The following is a 22,869-nucleotide window of genomic DNA, read 5'->3' on the forward strand; positions in this document are numbered from 1 at the left end:
CTATGCTAAGAAATCTTCATCATCGTCCATAGCATCAAAGTCATCTGCTGCATTAGACCTATTTCCTAAAGGTTGACCATCTCTTAGTTTTTGAATATTTCCAAGGCCAACGGCCACTCCTTTATTACCATTTACATTGTAGGCGTAGAAGTTAAGAGATACCCTCGCATAAACTCCTGAGTAGACTTCACTTCTATCAAGAATAGGTTCTACATTTCTATCCACAATTTGAGGTGCTGTCATAGAGTTGGCATTTAAGAAGTATGCATCTGCATAAGCCTCATCATCTTTTTCTGTGTCACCATCTCTTAATGGAAGTTTGATAGCTTTCTTATTTGGTTTCTTTCCATTGAATTTAGAAAGTCCTTCATCAATAGCAGCATCTACTGCTTTTTCAATTTTCTCAATTGTCTTTTGGTCGCTCTTTGGGATAATGACAGATACTGAGTATCTTTCTTTACCACCATTGATTGACTTTGGTTCCCATCCGTTAAAATATGATAATCTAACTTCACCTGTAATTACTTTTGTTTTATTTTGCATTATTAAATCCTCCAAATTCTTCTTTCACATTTTCAATTACAACTTCTTCTCTTTTATCATTAATGTTCACTAAGGTAAGTTTGCCTTTTGGTTTTTCTAATAAGTCGCTGATATTTTCATCAAAGACTTTCTTACCTAGTAACTTAGTCATAGCTGTAATGCCAAGTAACTTCTCTTCAAAGGGATTAAATCCCAGTTCTTTTACTTTTTTTACAACTTCATCTTCATCTCGGTATTTTCTATTAGACCTACCTTCGACAAGTTTTAGATCCTTCCATCTATGACCCTTCATTGCTCTTTCTAAAGCGTAAGCCTTGATATCTTTGACCCATTGTTCCAGTTCGTCTAATCTTGGTAGAATCTCTTCAATTTCATCATCAGATAGTTCTGGTGGTAGGATAAATTCTTCTTGTGCCAGTTTTAGGTTTTCTTCTGCCCTTTTCCTACATTTATTCTTAGCTTTACAGAAGATGCACCATTCTCCACAAGAGAATTCCCCCTCGCCTTTATATGCTTTCTCAGCAATCTCTCGTACAGATTCTCCCCACTCATATAGTTCTGTCTTTTTAATTTCATAAGTTGATATGTTACATCTTCTTGGTTGATAGATGTGAAGTATTACATTTTCGATATCATAAATTCCATCAAAGAGAATTAGAGCACCAAGCCCATATAACATTAGTTGAGTATTTTCCCTAGCATCTACTAAAACTCCCTGACCATACTTTAGATCTATTACATGAAGTTCTTTTCCTCCAACAACTACACAGTCAGCTGTTCCAAAGGACTCCTTAACATAGTCTGATAGGTCAAGTCTTTCTTCCACAAAGACGGCTGGGCTTTCGTACCTACTTATTACTTCTGTCACATATGAAGCATATCCCTCAGTTAGCTCATCCATTTCCTCATCATAAAAATCTAAATCCTCTGTCGGGTCTTTAGTATCTAAACCTAATAACTTCTTTAGTTTATATTCTGCTAAGGCATGAGCCGATGTGCCTTCAAGTGCATAAGGACTAACCTCATCTTCATATTTTTCAGAAAGCCTAACGCTTGGTGGACAGTGAATCCACCTATTAGAAGATGATGCTGATAGTATTGCGTGAGCACCCATTACAACTTCTCCACGTCTGCTACCAAGTCTTTATAGTTACTTGGTTCAATCTCAGATAACTTTTTAGCTCCATACTTTTCTAAGAGTTCTCTTATCTTAGCTGTATGGCCTAATCTTGATTTGTCGGCTAGTATCTTTCTAACATCTTCAATCTCATAGGTCTTTTCTTCTTGTTTTGCCTTCTCTTCTTTAGGTAGTTCCTCATCACTTTCTAGTGCTGTTAGAAGGACACCTATACTAGATGCAAGATTCTCTGCATCTTCTTTGATTTCCATTAGTAGCTTTATTCTTGGCACTTTTTTCTCCTTTCTCTGGTTGCATTAATTCCATAGCTATCTTCTTGGCAACAATTGAGATGGCTATTAAACTTTCTGCCATCTGTTCGTTTTTTACTAAGTCCACTTTGTTCCTCCTTTCATACTCCTTGGGACATTCATTAAATTTTTGAGTAAGATTTCTCCTCTCATACTCCTTAGGACATTTGCCTTCATTTTGAGTAAGTTGTATCTCCTCATACTTCTTAGGACATCCTGTTTGTATTTGAGTAAGACTTCTTCCCTCATATTCCTTAGGACATCTAGTAAGTTTTTGAGTAATTATTTTTTCCAGGGTCTTAATTTTTCTTGAATCTTTGGTAAATGCTTATTTTTGATGTTATTAACTGTTTTTTGGGATATTCCTACTACTTCTGCGACTTCTCTTTCTTTCATTTCGTAGAGGAAAAGTAGTTTTAGAACTTTTTTATCTCTTTCAGAAAATTCACTAATGACTTCTAAGAATGCTTCTTCTAAAAGTTTGTACGTTACTATTTCCTCAGTATTTTTAACGCTAGTTACTTCAAAGTCGTATTCTTCTTCAGCAACATCAAGGGATAAGGGAAGACCATATTCTTTTGTTTCGACAAAGCCTGTTTCTAAACTTCCTGCTTGGACGTAGTTTCCATTTTTCTCAGCCACTGTTTTAATTCTGTCTTTATCTTGTAGTTCTTCTAAATTCTTGTAGGCTCTTTGGATTCTCTTTTTTTCTCTCCAGATTGGTTTCATATATTCTTTGTAGACTTCTTCACTAACTTCGATTTCTTTGCCATTTATTTCTAAATATCTTTTCTTTGCCATCTTTTGCCTCCTTGCAAAATCTCTAGATCCGCAAGAAGGCCATCCGTAAAAACAAAAAAAGACGGCAATAGAAAACCATGATTTGGTTTTCCGACTGCCGTCTAGCGTTCTTGCGGATATCTTTTACTTATTTAAAATTTTAATTTCGCCTTTAACTACATAGGCTATGGTTGTACTTTTACCTCGCCTGATAGTTAGCTTTTTCTTGTCTTCACTAATATCACAGACTCTTTTTCCTTCTTTGTTTCTTATTTCTATAGGATCACCTCCTTAATATAAAAATAGCCAGATGAGTTTCCTTTTGAATACTCATCCGGCCATTTGATAGTTACATTTACTTCTTTGCTCGGTATGGTTTTTTCTTATTTTTGTTTGATATTTCCAGTGTTGAGATTTTCCCACAGTGTGGACATTTTGCTGCTATCTCTATTTTCTCTAAAGGAATTCTTGATACATCAAAAAATCTCTTTTTACAGACTGGACATGCCATTTGTTCCATAATACCTCCTTATCTTTCCTTGTTAGCTTCTTTGCTAATTTCTTTCTTAAAAAAATATAGCTAAGCTATATTTTAAAAACTAAATTCGTTATATAGTTCTTTTGTTAATTCAAAGTCATTAGGTGCATAGCCTAATACTTTTAATCGAACTAATGCTGCTGTTTTTGATACTTGGAATTGCTCTGATACTTTCATGATGAAATCAAATAGATAAGTCTCATCCTTAATGTGCTTATCATAACCTAGATAGTATAGATACTTTATAATCGCTTTTTTATTCATCAAAAGACAAGAAGCAAATGTGTTTGCCTGCCATTCTATTGTATCCATAAATCCCCAGCGTTTATTTTTCTTCTTATTAACATCGCCAGTTCTACAAGCTAGTGACGCAGGCTTTTCTTCTTCATTAAAAAAAGTTAGTTGGTTTGGATCTCTATAGAATACACACGGATGAATTACACCATGGCCACATTCATGAGCTAGGGTAAATCTTCTAAATCCTTTATCTCTTGGATTGTCCAATTGCTTATCTATTAGAATAGTATTGGCTCTATCTGTAAGATATTCTAGTTCCCATTGCCCAGTTTCAACATTTGGTATTAGGCTTTTCATTGTTCGTATTACTTGGTCATCATTAAAGACCATCATCCCTGCATAGCATCCGTTATGAGATAAGTAGGCATATTCAACATTAAACCCTAAATCAAATTCTGCCAGTCCCTCAATATCTACTGCTTCAAAATTCTCGATTGCAGAAGGACAATATTTATTGAGAATTTGCTCGGTCAGTGATTCAATTTGATCTAAAGTGATAAATGGAGCACCTGTACTTGATTTGTTGAAGTTATATTGATACATGCCTACCTCTCTTTTTCAATTTCTTCAATGAATTTTATCCACTCTTCTTCTTTAACATCTAAGTCTCTAGCCTTTCTCAAAGCTACGCTTAAGCCTTTAGTCTTTAAAATATACTCTGGCAAATCAGGTGCCACCGTATTTCTTTGCTTTCCAGCTAAATCCATCATAATGGATGATTCTTCTTCATCCAAGTTTAATATTTTAGCAATTTGGTTCAACCTATCTAAGTCAAAAGAATCTCTTTTTCCTTTCTCTACATCGCTTAGATACGGTGAGGAAATATTAAGCCTGTCCGCCATATCCTTTAAGGTGATTCTTAAATCCTTTCTCTTCTGAGAAATAAAATCCCCAAAAGTCAGTTCGTGATTGTTCATGATTACCTCCTATTACTTTATTAGCTAATATGCTAACTTGTTTATATTTTACAACTTATTAATTGATGTGTCAAGTCCTAATATCTATTCTGTTCACTCTCCCTATAAATATCTATCCTGCCTACACACCCCTACGATTTTTACTATTGATATGTTCCCACAAGGTGTTTTCCAAATAAAAAAATGGCTTTTAAGATTTCTTCTAAAATCCTAAAAGCCATTGATTTCAACAGTCTTATAGCTTGTTATTCTATTTTCTTGACATCAATACTACACTCTCCACGTGCATTGTCTTCTGGAACATATCCACGAGCTTCACATCCTCAACACCAAATCCATTTTCTGTTAAAAGTTTCAAATCCCTGGCTAGTGTTGCTGGGTCACAGGAGATGTAGACGAGTTTTTTTGCTGTGGATTTAATTATTGCTTCGACGACTTTCTCATCCATTCCTTTTCGTGGTGGGTCGACAAGGATTACATCGAAGTGTTCTTGTGTGAGTTTTCCTACGACATTTTCTGATTTTTCTTCAATAAACTGAATGCTTTGAAGATTGTTCAGTTTTTTGTTTTGGTTGGCATCTTTAACTGCATCTTTTACGACTTCGACTCCGATTGTGTTATTGCCATTTCCAATGTACATTGTTGTAGTTCCGATTCCGCAGTATAAATCCAATATTCTGTCATTTTCCTCTGCATTCATCATTTGTTTTGCCGTGTCGTAGAGCAAACTTGTGTTGTATTTGTTTACTTGGAAGAATGATTTGGGGCTTATTATGAATGATAAGTCTCCAATTTTATCCACAAATTGTTTCTTCCTATAAACCAAATCAAAGTTTTTATTTTTCGCATAAATTTCTACGATGCTTTCTACAGATTTTAAATTTTCTAGCATTTCATCTGATAAATAATCCATGGAGATTTGGATTTCGTCGTTGTAATTGGATCTGATTTTGATTTCCGACACGCCATTCAAATCCTGATTTTCCAACCAATTTATCATTTGATTGATTGATTTTGATGCAATTTTGCAAGTGGATATTTGTGTTAAGTTGTGTGTTTTTCTGTTATAATATCCAAGTTTTCCATTTTCCACTTTCAAATCTACTTTATTTCTGTAATAATACTCAGCATTTGTGAGTATGTCGACATCTTTGATATCCAGCTTTGCGATTCGTTGCAATTTGTTGAGCACGGAATTTTTTTTGATTTCCAATTCTTTTTCGTATGTAATGTCTTGCATGCTGCATCCGTCACATTCGTAGAAATGTGGGCAAAGCGGTTCTTGTTTATGAGGTGATTGTTGTATTGTTTTTGTTTTTGTTGCAAATATCAAATTCTTTTTTTCTTTTATTTTCTTTGCTTCGATTATTTCTCCAACACTTCCTCCATCTACGAACACTGTTTTTCCTTCGTATTTTGCGACACATCTTCCGTCATCTATCATATCTATTATTTCTAATTTCATTTAATCACCTCTTTATCTTTTTATTATATCAAATTTGGACGCAAAAAAGATTGGGACGCCCTGTTCCCAATCTCTATTTCCAAATTTTCTATTTTCTTTCAAATTGCGCGTTGTATAATTGTGCGTAGAATCCATCACGTGCCAATAATTCGTCGTGTTTTCCTTTTTCTACGATGTCCCCATCTTTCATTACAAGTATCAAATCCGCGTTTTTAATTGTGGATAATCTGTGTGCGATTACAAATGATGTTCTTCCTTTTGCAAGTTCGTCCATTGCATCTTGAACGATTATTTCTGTTCTTGTATCCACGGAGCTTGTGGCTTCATCTAGTATCAACATTGGCGCGTGACTTACCATTGCACGTGCGATTGTGAGTAGTTGAAGTTGTCCTTGCGACAATGATTGCTTGTCATTTAAAATGGTGTCATATCCGTGTGGAAGTGTTCTGATAAAGTGATCTAGATTCACGCGTTTGCACACATCGATCAATTCTTCATCAGTTATATCTTTTTCTCCGAATGTTATGTTTTCTCTGACACTTGCTTCGAACACCCATGAATCTTGAAGCACCATACAGAACTGGTCTCTCAAATTCTCTCTGGATAAGTTTTTCGTATCAATTCCGTCTACCAATATTTGTCCGTCGTTTAGTTCGTAAAATCTCATTAATAGATTTACGATTGTAGTCTTACCGGCTCCAGTTGGCCCAACTATGGCGATTTTTTCTCCTGGATTTACTTTTACGTTGAAGTCCTTAATGATGATTTTTTCAGGATCATATCCAAATCTAACGTTTTTGAATTCAACTTCGCCTTTTGCTTTTTCTAATTTTTCAGTGACATTTTCTTCTTCTAATTCTTCTTCATTCAAAAATTCGAACACTCTTTCTCCTGCTGCTGCAGCTCTTTGCAAAGTGTTGAAGCTTTGTGCGATATCTGATAAAGGATTTGTGAATAGTCTTACATAAATCATAAAAGCTACGATAACCCCGAATGATATTTTGCCGTTGATCGCCAATGCTCCTCCGACTATGCAGACCATTACGTATGAAAAGTTTCCAGCAAATTGCATGATTGGCATCATAAGTCCGGACAAAAATTGTGATTTCCATGCACTAGCGTAGAGTTTAGTGTTTGTTTGTTCAAATTCATCTACGGCTCTTGCTCCTGCGTTGTAAGCTTTGATGACGTTGTGACCAGTGTACACTTCTTCGATTTGTCCGTTGATATCACCCAAGTTTTGTTGTTGTTCTTTGAAATATTTTTGTGATTTTTTCATTATTATTGTAATGAACACAAATCCCACAAGCGATGACAAAATCGTCGTTATCGTCAATATTCCCGAATTATAAATCATCATCACTACAGTTCCAATAAGCATTACGATACTTGTCAACAATGCTCCAACAGATTGGTTCAAGCTTTGGCTTATTGTGTCAACGTCGTTTGTTACTCTACTTAGAATATCTCCAAAAGTTGTGTTATCAAAATAGCTAAATGGCAATCTATTGATTTTTTTTGCTATCTCTTCTCTGAATGATTTTGAGATTTTTTGCGTAACATCTGCCATGATGAATCTTTGCAACAAATTCAACACAAGTGAAGATAGGTAGAATATCAACAGCATCAACGTTATTGATTTTACGCTATCCATGTCAATCGCAGTTACAACGGGTTTTCCTTTGACAATTTTAGGAAGTCCTTTTGTGATTTCATCTGTGATTAGTTTTAATTTATCAGGTCCAATTATTTGCAAAATCGTCGCTATTACGCTTGCCACAACTGCTATCAATATCAATGGAAAATAAGGTTTCAAATACCCTGCCATTTCTTTTAATGTTTTTTTGAATTTTTTCGGTTTTTCATTTACAGTTTGTCTAGGCATTTAATTCCTCCTCTGTTAATTGCGAGTAGGCTATTTCACTGTACACTTCACAATTTTTCAATAAATCTTTGTGTTTACCTATTCCTGCTATTTCTCCATTTTCAAGTACGATTATTTGATCTGAATCCATTATCGAACCCACCCTTTGAGCGACAATAATAGTTGTAGCATCAGGGCTTTTTTCTCTCAATTGATGTCTAAGTTCGCTGTCTGTTTTGAAATCAAGTGCAGAGAAACTGTCGTCGAACAGATAAATATCTGGTTTTTTGTAGATTGCTCTGGCTATGGACAATCTTTGTTTTTGTCCCCCAGAAACATTCTTACCTAATTGTGCGATTTCGTGGTCAAATTTTTCGTCAAATTTGTCGATAAACTCCATAGATTGTGAAGTATCTGCCGCTTGTTCTACTTTTTCAGTATCCATACCATCTTCTGAGAATGAAATGTTCGATTTTACATTTCCTTTGAATAGGAATGATTTTTGGAAAACGGCGCCTATTTTTTCGTACAAAAATTTAAGCTTATACTTTCTAATGTCGATTCCTTGGATTTTTACGACACCTTCAGTCGCATCGTAAAATCTCAAAAGCAAATTCAAGATAGTGCTTTTGCCAGATCCTGTGGAACCTATTATAGCTACCTTTTCTCCTTTTTTCACCTTAAAATCAATATCTTTTAAAATATATTGCTCGGAATCTGTGTATTTGAAAGATACATTGTCAAACTCAATCTCATATTCGTAATCTTCATTTGAGCTATCAATATCTCCATCTTTAATTGAAAGTTCTGTATCCAACACTTCGTTGATACGATTTGCAGAGATTTGTGCTCTTGGAATCATTATGAATATCATACTCATCATCATAAATGACATGACAACTTGCATTGCATACGAACTGAACACAACCATATTTGAGAACAAAACGTATTTGTCCATCATATTCGCAGCATTTATGAGTCCTGCCCCTATGAAATAAATCACAAGAGTTAGAACAGACATCCCCAAATTAATTGCAGGAAACATCGTACTCATTGCACGACTTGTGAACAGTTGAGTATTTGTCAATCCAACATTTGCCTCTTCAAACTTTCCTTCTCTAAACTCTTCAGAATTATACGCTCTTATAACTGCAAGTCCTGTTAAGTTTTCACGCAAAATCCTGTTGATATTATCTGTTAAAGTTTGCATTATTCTGAATTTCGGCATAACCAAAACCATTAGAATTGCAACGAAAATGATTAAAATCAACACAGTGACAGCAGTCGCCATTGTCCATTCAAATCCCTTGTTGTAGATTTTCGTGATAGCCCACACAGCCATTATTGGAGCTTTAATCAAAATTTGTAATCCTATCACTATTACCATTTGAATTTGAGTAATATCATTCGTAGATCTAGTTATCAAACTTGCTGTGGAAAATTCGTTGATTTCTTTCATGGAAAAACTTTCCACCTTGGAAAATATTCTAGACCTCAAATCTTTGGAAAATGACGCCGATACCTTCGACGCCAAAAATCCTACGATAATTGCTGAAATCAAAGAGCCGAATGCACACAAAAGCATCCATTTTCCTTCGCCGATAATATCACTTACACTGTGACCCGGACTTTCTACATACATCGTGATCTTCGACATATAATCCGGAATTTTCAAATCCAAATACACTTGAGTAACGATAAACACAAAACTCAAAAGTATCTGCATCCATTGTTTTTTATTCAAATATCTAATTATTTTTATCAAAACTATCATCCATTTCTTTAAATTTATCTTCGCAAACCTTGCTTATCTTTGGCAAATTTTTAATAAGCTTGTCGATTATTCTGACGAAATTTTCAGAATCTTCTTCTCCCAAAGCATCAAACATTTGACCAAGAGCATACATTATCTTGTCCTCAGTTTCTTGGGCAACATTTTTTCCTTTTTCAGTTAAACTTACCAAAGTTTTTCTCCTGTCGATTTTATCTCCAGTTCTAGTTGCAAGTTTGCGTTGTTCCAGTTTTTTTATAATTGCTGCAACTCTCGCGCTGGAAATTCCCATAGCAAGTTCAATATCTTTCGGATAAGTCGATCCACCTTCCGATTTTATAAATCCCAAAGCCATGTTTTCTCCTCTGACAGAATCGTTGATTTGTTTGTGAGGATGATGCTTTCCAATGCTGTGCACGCATCTTATAACTTCTTTTGCTAATTTTTCATTCATAATATCACCTTTTACCTAATACTATTAGAATTATACGCCTATCAATAACCATTGTCAATAATTTTTGAATATTTTTTTGTTTCGTTCAAATCAAAAACAACCACCAAGATATTCTTGATGGTTGAATTCATATTTTAAAAATTAAATTTGTTGTTAAATCAATTTTTCTAAATTAAATTGACATCTTCGCCGTTCAAAACTTTCTTCACAGTTCTCATTGAACACATTTTGCCGCACATTGTGCAGGAATCTTCTTCAATCGGTTGAGATTCTTTTCTGTATTTCTTTGGTTTTTCGCTGTCAATTGCAAGTTCGAACATTTTTTCCCAATCCAAGTTGAAACGCGCTCTGCTCATTTCGTCGTCCCTTTCTTTTGCTCCAGGGATTTTCTTCGCGATATCTCCAGCGTGTGCTGCGATTTTCGTAGCGATGATTCCTTCTTTCATATCTTCCAAGTTAGGAAGTCTCAAATGTTCAGCAGGAGTTACGTAGCACAAGAAATCTGCTCCAGTACTTGCTGCGATTGCCCCACCAATTGCTGATGTGATGTGGTCGTATCCTGGTGCAATGTCTGTAACCAAAGGTCCCAACACGTAGAATGGCGCGTTGTTGCAGATTGTTTTTTCGATTTTCATATTCGCTTCGATTTGGTCGATTGGAACGTGACCTGGTCCTTCAATCATTACTTGTACATTTTTTTCGTAGGCTCTTTTTGCCATTCTGGATAAATTGATTAGCTCTTGAATTTGCAAATCATCTGTCGCATCGTTAATGCAACCTGGTCTTAGTGCATCTCCCAAGCTAAGTGTGACGTCGTATTTTTCGCAGATTTCAAGTACATCGTCGTATCTTGTCACAAGTGGATTTTCCTTGTTATTAGCAATCATCCACGCGAATAATAATGATCCACCACGTGATACGATTTTTGTAATTCTATCTGTTGTCTTCAAATGTTCTGCGATATCTCTTGTAAGTCCTACGTGAATTGTGATGAAATCCACTCCATCTTTTGCGTGTTGTTCCACAACTTGTAAGAATTCTTCTTCAGTAATATCCTTCAATTCTTTATCTAACATTCCAACGCAATCGTACATCGGAACACTTCCAATCATTGCAGGAGAATAGTCGATAAGTTCTTCTCTGAACTGTCTAGTCTTTCCGTAATTTGACAAATCCATTATCGCTTCTGCATCCATGTCGATTGCTACTCTAACTTTTTCCATTTCCTTTTCAATGTTGTAGCAATCTTTTGAAATTCCCAAGTTCACGTTGATTTTAGTCTTCAAACCTTCACCAACACCGTGTGCATCTAATGATTTGTGGTTTTTGTTCGCAGGAATAACCACATATCCTTTTTCAACTTTTTCTCTAAGAATTTCTACGTCTATATTTTCTTTTTCCGCTACTCTTTTCATTTCTTTTGTAATGATTTTCTTCTTTGCAGCGTCTAATTGAGTTGTATATTCCATAAATACCTCCTAAATTGATTTGGAGACTGGAAAAAAATAACGGATACATAACCCATGTATCCGCAAAAAACATTCTAAGTTCTTCCCTTCGCATGCATTATCATGAGCAGGTATAAGGGTTTCTAAAAAGATCTCAGCGTAAAGCACCCCCAGACTCCAAATATATTATAACACAAACTTTTAATTTAATTCTACAAGCTTGATTTTGTCGTTTTTCTTAATAATTCCGCCTTTTAAAACTTTGCAGAAAATTCCTTCCGTTGGCATAATACAATTGCCGACTTTTTGTTTTATCGCACAACCTTTGTGACATTCCTTGCCGATTTGTGTCACTTCAAGCACACATTCTCCAATCGTCAACACTTGACCGACCGGAAGCGTAAATAGTTCAATGTTTCTCGTCGTAATATTTTCAGCGAAATCCCCGTCTTTCAAATCAAGACCCATCTCGCGCATTTTGTTGATGGATTCTTCTGCCAAAAGCGACACTTGTCTGTGCCAATTTCCAGCGTGTGCATCTCCAACCAACCCGTGATTCACTTTTAATTCTGCAAATTCTACAGGAGTTTTCACAGTGCCTTTTTTCTCGCTGATATTCACATCGATGACAACTGCCTCATCACTGTCGACACTTCTGTTGTAAACGCCGCTTTTGCCACCTTCTTTGTGAAGTAATTCCACATTTGTAATTCGCATCGAACGGTCAATAGCCTTGCACATATCGTAAATCGTAAGAGCCGCCACACTTGCAGCAGTCAAACTTTCCATCTCAATTCCAGTTTTCGATTCTGTGTTTGATTGAACGAAAATATCTATAAAATCATCTGCCAATTCGAATTTAACATCAACTCCTGTGATGAAAATATTGTGACACATTGGAATAATCTCCGATGTTTTCTTCGCAGCCATAATCGCCGCAGTTTGTGCGACACTCAAAACGTCGCCTTTTTTGATGGATTTTTCGGTGATTTTTTGCATAGTTTCTTTTTTCATATAAATCCTACTGTGAGCCACAGCAACTCTTTTAGTAGTTTCCTTTTCAGATACATCCACCATTCTTGGCAAACCATCTTCGTTAAAATGAGTTAAATCCACATTAACCTCCTATAGTATTCATATCCCTTTTGTTGAAGTTACCTTCTTCGAGATAATGTCTTTCTGGTTTATTGTATATTTCTTGTGTAATAATTTGTCGAATATCGTCGCCATTTCGAATACGATCTTTCAAATTAATCGACTTATTCGAATGCAAGCACATCAACAAATTGCCCTTGCAATCCAACCTAACCCTGTTACACTCAGAGCAGAATTTGTGAGAAATCGGATTGATAAATCCAACCACAGCACCATTTGGATTGGTGTAATATTCTGCGACCTTGGATTTTTTCAAATTATCATCCAATTTTTTCAAATCGCCGATTTTTTGGATAATTTCTTCATTTGACACGTAATCATCAGATTTCCCAATAGCTTCACCAATTGGCATCAGCTCAATAAATCTCACAATCACTCCGTCCTCTGCGAATTTCACAAAATCTTCTATCTCATTGTAGTTGAAATGTCTCATCACAACGGTGTTGATTTTGATTGGTTTCATATCCATTTGTTTTAATTTGTCGATGGATTTCAAAACTTTTTTCAAATCTCCGCCACGCGTTATGTCGCGAAATTTATCCACATCCAAAGTGTCTAGCGAAATGTTGAATCTGTCCACGCCACTTTCCTTTAAATCGTCAGCCATATCGTACAATTTAATCGCATTGGTAGTCATGCAGATTTCTTCTATTCCCATGTCCTTGATGCCTTTTACCAAATCCAATATTCCGTTTCTAACCAAAGGTTCGCCTCCAGTTAAACGTACTTTTTTTATTCCCAAATCCTTGAAAACTTCTACGATTTTCAAAGTTTCATCTATAGTCAGAATTTCATCGTGATTCAAGTGCTGTATTCCTTCTTCTGGCATACAGTATTTGCATCTCAAATTGCACTTGTCCGTCACCGAAATTCTCAAATAATCTATCTTTCTTCCGAGAGAATCTTTCATTTTACCACCTTTATATATTATATCATATAACGCTTAAGGGTAAAAAATTTCCCCAACTTGATTTCTCAAATTGGAGAATTCGTTCAAATTATTCTTTTAATAAAAGTTCCTTTGCTTTTTCTAATCTTTCCTTCATAGAATTAATGTGAGATTCAGACACGTTATCTTGATCGGACAATCTCTTGATACCTTCTTGTAAAATATCAATTTCGTTGTCGTAATCCTTCATGCTTCTGTACACACTAGCATAAGAACTGTAAAGAGCAGGAGTACACAATCCGTTTTCACGCGCAGTGTCGTAGTTTTTGATTGCAGATTGGAAGTGAGAATCCTTTCTGAATTTTTCTCCTTCGTTCCAATATCTCAAACCTTCCTTCGCACCCTTAGCTGGATCGTCCAAGTTTTTGATATCAAACACAGCAACTCTACTGTTGTGTGGGTGAATTACAACTTCTTTTGTAGTCTTGATTTTGTTGAAAATCTCATCCAAGTTATCCTTGTTTTCTTCTTTTAATTTCTTCAACACATCCATCATGTGATATACAGGAATTTTCTTGGAAAGTTTTTGTTGTGCCTTGTCTTCGTATTCCTTAACCTTTGCAATGGAATCATCGCCAATGTAAATCCAAGCAGTTACATCATTTGCAAATTGGTCGTCGACGATTTTAATGTTTTCGTGTTCCAACAAAGATTTTGTTTGGTTCAAATATTTATCCAAATCATCCTTGTAAATGTTCGCGATAATTTCATCGTCAACGCCTTTTTCTACTAAGTACACAGATTTCAAATTATCCAAGTCAACCTTTTCGAAATCATCATAATCCATATCCAAATAATGTTGTTCATATTCAGCGACATACAACACCGGTGCTTGTTCAAATCTGTAGTTTGGTGTAGTTTCTGACTTTAATAATCCCGATTTTCTAGTAATCATATTAGGAGTCACACGATTGATAATTACATTGTCAGTTTCTTTCAACACTCTCTTCAACTCTTCTTGTTGCAAATCACGAGCTTCGTCTTCTTCCAAGTTGTCCTTGATGATTTTCGATTCCACATCTAATTTTTCTTTGATTCTTTCTCCGTGATAACTTTCAAATCCGAAAGACTTAGAATCTTCACCATAACCGTAACCAACATAGAAGATTTCCCCAGTGTCCTTTACACTCCATTCAAAAACATACCAATCATTTTTGTGAGCTTGACTGTTAGTCTCCTTTTCTTCTGAAGAAAAAACGCTTTTTAATTTATCAAATATACCCATAATATCCTCCAAATTTTAAATAATACGATACATCAAATAAAGTCCCGCTAAAATGATTAAAATGAAAAACAAAATATCGAAATCTCTGTTTTTAATCGCTGCCAACATCTCCAAAACCATCAGCATCAACACAATAGCTATAGAAGCATAGATGAAAATGCTTGATAATGGTGATATCAAAACGCTTACAAGTTTCGGATAACTCATTCTAAGTTTCAATTCCATAATAAATAGAATTACACCCACAATAATCGTCCTAAATTCGTATTTGTATAATTTGTTTCTCAATTTATTCATAGTAGTGCCTCCCAAGATGTTCTTTACATTACTTTGAATATACTTTTCTTTATTATACCATATTCGATTTGTCCGAATAAAAAAACGCGAAAATTTTTGCAAACTTTCACGATTAAAATTTATTACGACAAATTAAAAATAACAAGCAAAAAATAGCAAACCTTAATGCACGAATATCTAGACTACACAAATTGAAGATTTCTAAATCTCAAAATCCTAAAATCGTAAGCACACTTCGTTTACGCGGTACGATTTTTTACGGATTTTTTCGATTTGAAATCAAAACAATTTATTCCGTATGATATTCTTAGCATTAACGGTTTGCTATTAAATACTCACCATTTTATTCCAAAACTGGTGCCATTAGAACTTTTCCAGTTCCTCTGTACACATTCACAAGTCCTTCGCCGCTTGTCGCAGAACCTATCAATGATTTACCAGCTCTTTCAACTGTAAAACTCAACGAACCACTCCAAGCAATTGCCATGTTTCCATCTACCTTCAACACATCATTGTCAAGCGTTATTTCAATCAATTCTTCTCTCGGTACATAAGATTCCAACGCGACAATTCCCGTTCCATGTAATCCTAAGTTGAATAGACCTTCGCCACCTGCAACAGCCGATGAAATATTGGATTGCATAATAGCTTTGTGTTCTAATTCAGAATCACAAGCCAAGAACAATCCATCTTCAATGATGATTTCGTTGTTCCAATCATCTGCATCCAACAATAAAATGTGCTTGTATGTCGGTTCCAACACCAAAAGCCCGTCGCCTGTGTATTCTGGCTTTATCGCACCTTCACCCGTTACAGAACCACGCAATGCTTTTTTGAAGAAATCTCCAGCCCCTTTTATTCCGGTAGTTGAGCTGACATTTCCAATCATCCATTGCATAGCACCTGCTTGCACAGTTATGTTTGATTGAGAAACATCACACACCAATTGTCTTCTTCTGACATTCATTTCTGATGCGAAATAAGAGCTTTGTGCTTGTTCGTAATCAACCGACAAATCCCTCTTGTATTCTACAACTTTAAATGCTCCATTTTGTTCTTTGATTATGACATCATCATTATCTTCAAAATTTTTAACTTTAAACATATAGCACCTCTTTTCATGAATATTATACCATATTGTTCAATTCGCTAATTTGCTTTTTGTAAAATTTGTTATATAATTACATCTTGGCTATTTTTGAATTTTATTATATAATTTTACAAAAGAAGGAGAGAACTATGAAAAAGAAAATATTACACACCTCCCTTGCTTATGTAGCAGTGCTAACTGGTGCTGGGCTTGCAAGTGGACAAGAAATCTTGCAATATTTCACAGCTTATGGCAAATCTGGTTTATGGACTGCGCTATTTGTTTTGTTGTTGCATACATTTATTGGAGCGATTATTTTAGAGTTGGGTTCGTATTATTTTGCAGATGAACACAGCGATGTTTTGGACGAAATAGCATCCAAAAAATTCACTAGAATTTTCGACATTTTACTTATTTTGACAGAATTTATAATCGGATTCGTAATGCTATCAGGTGCAGGATCCAACCTCAACCAACAATTTGGACTAGCTCCATGGATAGGGTCTTTGATTTGCGCACTACTTGTAATTTTCGTTGGAATGATGGATTTTGAAAAAGTTACAAGAATTATCGGAGCATTCACGCCAATTATTGTTGCGTTAATTTTAATCGCATCAGTCTATACAATTATAAAATTTGACGGAAGTTTTGACCAATTGGATCCAATTGCTAAGACTATTCCGAAAAATTTCGACAGTCCTTGGCTTTCTGTAATCAACTATTTTTCATTGTGTATGATGGTTGGTTTAAGTACGGCGTTTGCAATCGGTGGCAATCACGTTTTATCAGAAGAGGCCAAAGTAAGTGGATTGTTGGGAGGATTTATCACAGGAACCATAACAGCTCTCTTGGCAGTTGTGTTGTTCATGAGAGTCGATATATTAAAAGATGCAGATCTTCCAACACAAACTCTAATCGAAGAAATCAATCCAGTTTTAGGTTTGATAATGAGTTTTGTAATATTCGGAATGATTTTCAACACAGCTATCGGCTTGTATTATTCGTTAGCTAAAAGAGCTTCCAAGGACAATCCTACAAAATACAAAATGTATTTGATTGGATTTGTAACGATAGGATTTTTCCTAAGCTTTTTAGGATTCAGAAAACTTATCAGCATCACATACCCAATCATCGGTTACGCTGGAATAATTTTGATAATATTCCTAATCTACGCATACATCAGAGACTTCCAAAAAATCAAAAAAGAATCCAAAAGAAGATTTAAAATCTTGGATTTATTGGAAAAGAAATACGACGACGATCAGTATTACAGCAAAAAAGATGAACGAAAAGTAAAATCCATGATTGAAGATTCTAACTTGGACAACAAAGTTTTGAAAGAAGAAATGGAAACAATGGCTGAAGAAAATCAATCAAATGATGATGAAGAAGATACGGAAGAATAATTTATGGGCTGCTATACCGGTAGCCTTTTTTATTTGAGATTTTCGTAGATTAGAAAGTTCTACGGATTAGAAATCTCAGCAAATTAAAAAATCCTCTGGCTAAGAATATCATACGAAACAAATTGTTTGATTTCAAATCGAAAAAATCCGTCAAAAACGCATTTGCGTAAGCGTTAACGTGCTTACGATTTTAGGATTTTGAGATTTAGAAATCTTCAATTTGTGTAGTCTAGATATTCGTGACAGAGGATTTTTTAATTTATTAAGCCAAAGGATCTCCCACTTCTTCTAATTAATTTTATTTGTTATTTTCTTGCATCATATTTTCATAAGTGTTATACTAGTTGAAATATTTTAAAGCGAGGAGATAATATGAAAACCAACAAAAAATCATTACTGAATTTTCTGATTCCATCGATTATCGGGATAATCATCTTCATGATACCCGTAAAATTCGATGGCGAATGGACTATAATCGTCAAAATTTTCGCTGATTTTATAGCCAAAACCATCGGCGATTATCTGCCAGCACTTTGCACAATTATAATCACAATATCTTTTGTGATGAGTGTTTTGGCAAGTTTCAATGTAAAATTCATCAAAGAAAACAAACTTTTAGATCAAACATTTTCTGTAACGCCTGTGTGGCTAGTACTTAGAATTCTAGGATTTATAGTCGTGTGGATGGTAGTGTTGAAGGACAAGCTTAACCTTGGGCCGTTTTTCGACATGATAGTTGCCGATGAATCTGCAACATTTATACTCAACGATTTGTTGACATCACTTGTAATTATTTTCGTAATAGCAAGTATGCTTCTACCACTTTTATTAGATTTCGGACTTTTGGAATTTATCGGTGCGATTTTCACAAAAATAATGCGCCCAGTATTTTTGATTCCTGGACGTGCCGCAGTAGATTGCATCACAAGTTGGATTGGAGATGGAACATTGGGAGTAATGCTGACTGCAAATCAATACGAGTCTGGATATTATTCTGCAAAAGAAGCTGCAATTATTTCTACGAATTTCTCTGCAGTTTCCATCACATTCAGCCTTATCGTTTTATCCCAAGTTGACATGGTCGACTATTTCGGAGTGTACTACCTATTGGTGTGCTTAGTTGGAATTGTCTGTGCGATTATAGTCCCAAGAATTCCACCATTGTCACTAAAAAAAGACGACTACGTAGTAGGCTCTAATCATGATAGCAAAGATATTGCAGAAAATTATAATTCATCGGTACAATACGGACTAGATTTGGCAATCAAACGTGCAGAATCTCACAAAGGAATCGGAGAATTTTTGAAAAACGGAATCGAAAACGCATTTGGAATGTGGTTTTCAGTAATGCCGATTGTTATGATAATCGGAACGGCATCACTTGTACTTGCCAACAACACGCAAGTTTTTGAAATCTTGGGCAAGCCTTTCTTGCCACTGTTGAATTTTCTGAAAGTTCCAGAAAGTTTGGAAGCCTCTAAGACAATGATTGTAGGATTCAGCGACATGTTCACACCATCCATCATCGCTGCAAGCACAATTCAATCGCAAATGACCAAGTTCATCGTAGCGACAATCTCCGTAACACAATTGATATACTTATCAGAAGTCGGTGGACTAATCCTAGCATCGTCAATTCCTGTAAACTTGTTCGAATTATTCGTCATATTTATCGAACGAACAATAATTTCGCTTTTGATAGTAGCACCAATCGCACATTTGTTGTTTATGTAAACGAAAACCAGAGAACGTACAATTCTCTGGTTTTTTTGATTTATTCTATTGTCCACGTAATTGTAACAGTATCTTGCACATCAATGTCGTCAGCCTCGATGTCTATGTCATATGTCGATGCCGCTTCACAAACCATCCAATCATCCATCGGCGAAGAATATATCTCAATTTCTCCCCACGAATAATCTATGTTTAGTATTTCCTTCAACTTCACACCAGAAGCCTTCGCCAACACCTTTGCCTTCGTCGTAGAATCTTCTACAGCTTTTTCTAGCAAATCATTCTTGACCTTTTCCTTGTCCTTTACAGTGTGATTGATTTCAAACTTCACTTTTACATCGCAATGCGCCAATTCGTACAAAACTTTTCCCAGTATCTTATTGTCATTGGCAAACTCAATATATGTGCGATGCTCGTATTTGTAACCTACGAATCTGTCCTTATAGTCGTCGTTTTTGTCACGATAGCTCTCGTATTCAGAATCAATCGAAAAATATGTCGTCTTCAAATTCTTCGGGTCGAGCCCCGCATTTTTCAAAGCGTCTCGTAAAATCCTCGTGTCTTGTGTCGATTGTTCAATAGTTTCGTCATAATTCCAGCACAAACCCTCAGCTTTTATCGTAATCTTGATAGTGTCAGGCTTCACCGAAATCTTGCCCTTACCCTTTACGCGAATAGTTCTTTCCATAATGATCTCCTTTTGCTGATAAATTTATCCTACAACTTCGTCGATGTAAACACTTCTAAAGAATAATCTATGTATTAATTACTCAAATAATTATTTCTTCTCCTCTAATTTTTTAATACCGCCATCTCCAAGTTTTTTAAGTGATAACAATTGTGTTCTTGCAAGTTTTCTAAGTTCTACCATTCTATCTTTTTGATCCACACCTTTTCCAATAAGAATTGCATTATAACTTTCCATATTTGCAAGCACAAGTAATTCATTCAAGCTTGCATAGTCTCTCATATTGCCTTTTAAATCCGGATTTTCTTCACGCCACTGTTTTGCTCTCTTGTTAAATAAGGCAACATTAAGCATATCTGCTTCACTTGCGTATTTAAAAGATAATTGTTCATTAGTTAGGTCTTTTAAGAGATATTCTTTTATTGCATCTGTATGAATTTTGTAATTAATCTTGGAAATTTCTCTATGAAGATTCCAAGTTAATGATAGCTTTGAATTTTCATCTTCCTTCAATCTTTTATAGTCTTGAATAATATAAAGCTTAAACTCTGGAGAAAGCCAAGACGCAAATTCCATTGCTATATCGTAATGAGCATAAGTTCCTCCATATCGGCCCGCTTTTGAAACTATACCTATGGCATCTGTAGATTCTATCCATTTTCCTGGGGTCATTGTGAATCTATTTAGGCCTGCTTCATTTCTAAACGTGTCGAATTGCACACGGTTAAAATTTGGATTATTCAAAACTTCCCATAATCCTATAAATTCAAGGGTGTTTCTATTTCTCATCCAATTTTGAATAACAAATCTTGGATCATCTGTGTTTTTATATTTTGCTATATCCGTTAAGCTTATATAATCATTTTTAAAATCTTCAGTATATACTTGAATTGAAAATCCCTTAGCAGAAATTTGATCTTTCTTGATTTTCGACAATTTACTCCCTCCTTATGCTGGTGAACTCTTTACAATTTCAAATCCAAGGTTAGCTCCTGTTATGTTATCCATGTGATCACCTGCTATATTTTCATTCTTGTTTATTAAATATTCTTACCTTTTATTATATCAAAATGAGTTTGTTAATTCAGCATTGTAGCTGTTTGTCTGTGCAAAAAAATAGAGCGAAAGTTTGATTTCTTTCGCTCTGATTTTAAAAATTAATTTTGTTTTATGAAAAAATCGGATTTGAATTATCAAACCCGATTTGTCGTTAAATATTAGTTGTCACTTCTTGCGAATCCGTTTTTCATTTCGCAGCTTGCTGTGAATAAAACGTCGTGAAGTAATTTGTCTGTTTTTTCTTTTAAGAAATCTGCCATTTCTTGGTTTGCTTTTTCAAGTAATTCGTGAGCGTTTGCTGAGTTCTTAGCAAATTCTTCGTCGTATTTGTTGATGATTTCGTTGGATTTGGATTGAACTGCTCCTTGGTATCTTTCGATGAAGATTGCTGTTTTGTTGAAGTGCGCATCGCAAAGTGCTGCTATGATTCTGTTAGCCCAGTAGAAGTTTTCAGATGTTGCTTTTACTACTTGATCTCCTACATAGCTTGGTGTTGTTTCTACGTTTGCGTAGAATGCAACTGCTGCGTTGAATGCGTTGCTACCGAATGACAACCATTGAATTGCTCTGATTTCTTCTGGAGCGTATGGTCTTATTTGTGTGAAATGAGTTACGTTGTCACGGCTAATTCCCAATGGACGATACATTCCGCGGTAGTCTGGATCTCCGTGTTTTGCGTAGCAATCGTAAGGTGTTCCTTCGTAGTGGCTAGACAATATTGTCTTCATATCTTCAACTGTGATTTTTCTTTCTGGTACCATTGCCCATGGCAAATCATCAGATTCTGGTGTGAAATCAGCGTCTACTCCATCCCAAATCAATGTGTTAGGATTGAAATATCTAAGCATAATCCATGCTCTTGGTGTGTTGTATGTGTGATCTGAATGATCATGAGATCCGTATGCTAATCTTGGATTTACATAATCTTCTTGATCCAAGAATAAGTGATGTTTTTCGGACCATTCTTTCAAATCTTTTGAGCACATGAATTCATTTTGTTCACCATAAGCATCGTCGAAATCAAAATAATCAATTCCCAATTGGTTTGGCATTACAACGTATGCATCATCAGGAACTCTTCTTGCCATCCAGTGATGTCCGCCGATTGTTTCCAACCACCAAATTTCGTCAACATCTTGGAATGCGATTCCGTTTGATTCATAAGTTCCGTGTTCTTCAAGTAATTTACCTAATCTTTCAACGCCTTCTCTTGCAGAGTTGATGTAAGGGAGAACCAAAGTTACGAAATCTTCTTCGCCAATACCGCCACATTTTTCATCTTTTGTTGGAGATTGAATCAAAGGATCTGCTCCTTGAACTCTTGGATTAGTAGTGATCGTTTCAGTAGCGCTCATTGAAATATTTTTTTCGTTAACGCCTGATGCCGCCCAATCTCCTTCAAATGTGTCAGAGTTTGGAAGTGCTGTGTATCTCATAGGATTATCAGGTAAATCCACCTTGCATCCTGATAAAACTGATTCGTATTTTCTTGGTTGATCTTCTGGTTTTACAACTATAAATCTCTTAGCTGTAAAAATTCCAGAAGGGGAATCTTCACTTCTTGAAATAATTGTGGAGCCGTCAAAGCTCGCTTCTTTACCTACTAATAATGTAGTACATGCCATAATTACATACCTCCTCGTATAATATAGTTGTAGTAATGAATACTACATTTTATTCTCAATCCCACTTTCATATGGGATAATAATTGTATAGATAGAGGTCGTAGCTATCCTCCTTGAAGCTAGTCTTCCTATTTAA

23 protein-coding genes are annotated in these 22,869 nt (G+C 35.4%); 2 read left to right on the forward strand and 21 right to left on the reverse strand.

Annotated features, from left to right (window positions below; all coding sequences use genetic code 11):
* The 18 genes from ACU68U_RS03795 to ACU68U_RS03880 form a co-directional block, all read right to left on the reverse strand.
* Positions 1–543 carry a DUF2815 family protein gene (locus ACU68U_RS03795; RefSeq protein ID WP_002834903.1) on the reverse strand — a complete coding sequence of 181 codons (543 nt, stop codon included), beginning with the start codon at positions 541–543 and terminating at the stop codon, positions 1–3.
* Complete coding sequence (locus ACU68U_RS03800) at positions 533–1,657, reverse strand: DUF2800 domain-containing protein (protein ID WP_002834904.1); 1,125 nt, start codon at positions 1,655–1,657, stop codon at positions 533–535. Before ACU68U_RS03800 ends, ACU68U_RS03795 begins: the two co-directional genes overlap by 11 nt.
* Positions 1,657–1,953 carry a hypothetical protein gene (locus ACU68U_RS03805; protein WP_035109048.1) on the reverse strand — a complete coding sequence of 99 codons (297 nt, stop codon included), beginning with the start codon at positions 1,951–1,953 and terminating at the stop codon, positions 1,657–1,659. The genes ACU68U_RS03800 and ACU68U_RS03805 overlap by 1 nt, the downstream gene beginning before the upstream one ends.
* Entirely contained in the window at positions 1,895–2,059 is a 165-nt protein-coding gene (locus tag ACU68U_RS03810) for a hypothetical protein (protein ID WP_002834906.1), read from the reverse strand. Before ACU68U_RS03810 ends, ACU68U_RS03805 begins: the two co-directional genes overlap by 59 nt.
* Positions 2,060–2,253: 194 nt before the next feature.
* Positions 2,254–2,772: a sigma-70 family RNA polymerase sigma factor gene (locus tag ACU68U_RS03815; RefSeq protein WP_002834908.1), complete on the reverse strand. Its 519-nt coding sequence runs from the start codon at positions 2,770–2,772 to the stop codon at positions 2,254–2,256.
* Positions 2,773–3,106: 334 nt separating this feature from the next.
* A complete protein-coding gene (locus ACU68U_RS03820) occupies positions 3,107–3,271 on the reverse strand; it encodes a hypothetical protein (RefSeq protein WP_002834910.1) in 165 nt (54 codons plus the stop codon).
* Positions 3,272–3,343: 72 nt separating this feature from the next.
* Positions 3,344–4,129, reverse strand: a complete 786-nt coding sequence (locus ACU68U_RS03825; protein ID WP_002834912.1) for an ImmA/IrrE family metallo-endopeptidase — start codon at positions 4,127–4,129, stop codon at positions 3,344–3,346.
* 2 nt (positions 4,130–4,131) lie between these two features.
* Positions 4,132–4,503 (reverse strand): helix-turn-helix domain-containing protein, encoded by a 372-nt coding sequence (locus ACU68U_RS03830; protein ID WP_002834913.1) that lies wholly within the window; start codon positions 4,501–4,503, stop codon positions 4,132–4,134.
* A gap of 250 nt (positions 4,504–4,753) precedes the next feature.
* Entirely contained in the window at positions 4,754–5,968 is a 1,215-nt protein-coding gene (gene rlmD / locus ACU68U_RS03835; protein WP_446762784.1) for a 23S rRNA (uracil(1939)-C(5))-methyltransferase RlmD, read from the reverse strand.
* Positions 5,969–6,056: 88 nt separating this feature from the next.
* Complete coding sequence (locus ACU68U_RS03840; protein ID WP_446762785.1) at positions 6,057–7,853, reverse strand: ABC transporter ATP-binding protein; 1,797 nt, start codon at positions 7,851–7,853, stop codon at positions 6,057–6,059.
* Positions 7,846–9,606: an ABC transporter ATP-binding protein gene (locus ACU68U_RS03845; RefSeq protein ID WP_446762786.1), complete on the reverse strand. Its 1,761-nt coding sequence runs from the start codon at positions 9,604–9,606 to the stop codon at positions 7,846–7,848. The genes ACU68U_RS03840 and ACU68U_RS03845 overlap by 8 nt, the downstream gene beginning before the upstream one ends.
* Complete coding sequence (locus ACU68U_RS03850; protein WP_446762787.1) at positions 9,581–10,057, reverse strand: MarR family winged helix-turn-helix transcriptional regulator; 477 nt, start codon at positions 10,055–10,057, stop codon at positions 9,581–9,583. Before ACU68U_RS03850 ends, ACU68U_RS03845 begins: the two co-directional genes overlap by 26 nt.
* Before the next feature lie 167 nt (positions 10,058–10,224).
* The gene (gene thiC, locus ACU68U_RS03855; protein WP_094204200.1) at positions 10,225–11,526 is read right to left on the reverse strand and encodes a phosphomethylpyrimidine synthase ThiC; all 1,302 of its coding nucleotides are present in this window, start codon (positions 11,524–11,526) and stop codon (positions 10,225–10,227) included.
* A gap of 180 nt (positions 11,527–11,706) precedes the next feature.
* On the reverse strand, positions 11,707–12,621 hold the full coding sequence (locus tag ACU68U_RS03860) for a cyclic pyranopterin monophosphate synthase MoaC/MOSC-domain-containing protein (protein ID WP_446762788.1): 915 nt from the start codon (positions 12,619–12,621) through the stop codon (positions 11,707–11,709).
* A gap of 1 nt (position 12,622) precedes the next feature.
* The gene (moaA, locus tag ACU68U_RS03865) at positions 12,623–13,570 is read right to left on the reverse strand and encodes a GTP 3',8-cyclase MoaA (protein ID WP_446762789.1); all 948 of its coding nucleotides are present in this window, start codon (positions 13,568–13,570) and stop codon (positions 12,623–12,625) included.
* A gap of 88 nt (positions 13,571–13,658) precedes the next feature.
* A complete protein-coding gene (locus tag ACU68U_RS03870) occupies positions 13,659–14,834 on the reverse strand; it encodes a hypothetical protein (protein WP_446762790.1) in 1,176 nt (391 codons plus the stop codon).
* A gap of 15 nt (positions 14,835–14,849) precedes the next feature.
* Positions 14,850–15,131 (reverse strand): hypothetical protein, encoded by a 282-nt coding sequence (locus ACU68U_RS03875; protein ID WP_094204204.1) that lies wholly within the window; start codon positions 15,129–15,131, stop codon positions 14,850–14,852.
* Positions 15,132–15,474: 343 nt separating this feature from the next.
* Complete coding sequence (locus ACU68U_RS03880) at positions 15,475–16,236, reverse strand: AIM24 family protein (RefSeq protein WP_446762791.1); 762 nt, start codon at positions 16,234–16,236, stop codon at positions 15,475–15,477.
* 134 nt (positions 16,237–16,370) lie between these two features.
* Between ACU68U_RS03880 and ACU68U_RS03885 the strand changes: the two genes are divergently transcribed.
* On the forward strand, positions 16,371–17,627 hold the full coding sequence (locus ACU68U_RS03885) for a YkvI family membrane protein (protein ID WP_446762792.1): 1,257 nt from the start codon (positions 16,371–16,373) through the stop codon (positions 17,625–17,627).
* A gap of 372 nt (positions 17,628–17,999) precedes the next feature.
* Positions 18,000–19,361, forward strand: coding sequence for a YjiH family protein (locus tag ACU68U_RS03890; protein WP_446762793.1), 1,362 nt, complete (start codon positions 18,000–18,002; stop codon positions 19,359–19,361).
* A gap of 40 nt (positions 19,362–19,401) precedes the next feature.
* Here the strand turns inward: ACU68U_RS03890 and ACU68U_RS03895 are convergent, their stop codons facing one another.
* The 3 genes from ACU68U_RS03895 to ACU68U_RS03905 all read right to left on the reverse strand — a co-directional run bounded on the left by ACU68U_RS03895 (position 19,402) and on the right by ACU68U_RS03905 (position 22,733).
* Positions 19,402–20,049 carry an SIMPL domain-containing protein gene (locus ACU68U_RS03895; RefSeq protein WP_094206744.1) on the reverse strand — a complete coding sequence of 216 codons (648 nt, stop codon included), beginning with the start codon at positions 20,047–20,049 and terminating at the stop codon, positions 19,402–19,404.
* A 90-nt stretch (positions 20,050–20,139) separates the two neighbouring features.
* Entirely contained in the window at positions 20,140–20,985 is an 846-nt protein-coding gene (locus tag ACU68U_RS03900) for a KilA-N domain-containing protein (RefSeq protein ID WP_094206743.1), read from the reverse strand.
* 281 nt (positions 20,986–21,266) lie between these two features.
* Positions 21,267–22,733 (reverse strand): C69 family dipeptidase, encoded by a 1,467-nt coding sequence (locus ACU68U_RS03905; protein WP_446762794.1) that lies wholly within the window; start codon positions 22,731–22,733, stop codon positions 21,267–21,269.
* Positions 22,734–22,869 lie beyond the last annotated feature (136 nt).

Source organism: Finegoldia sp. P3-F-LR, assembly GCF_052932165.1.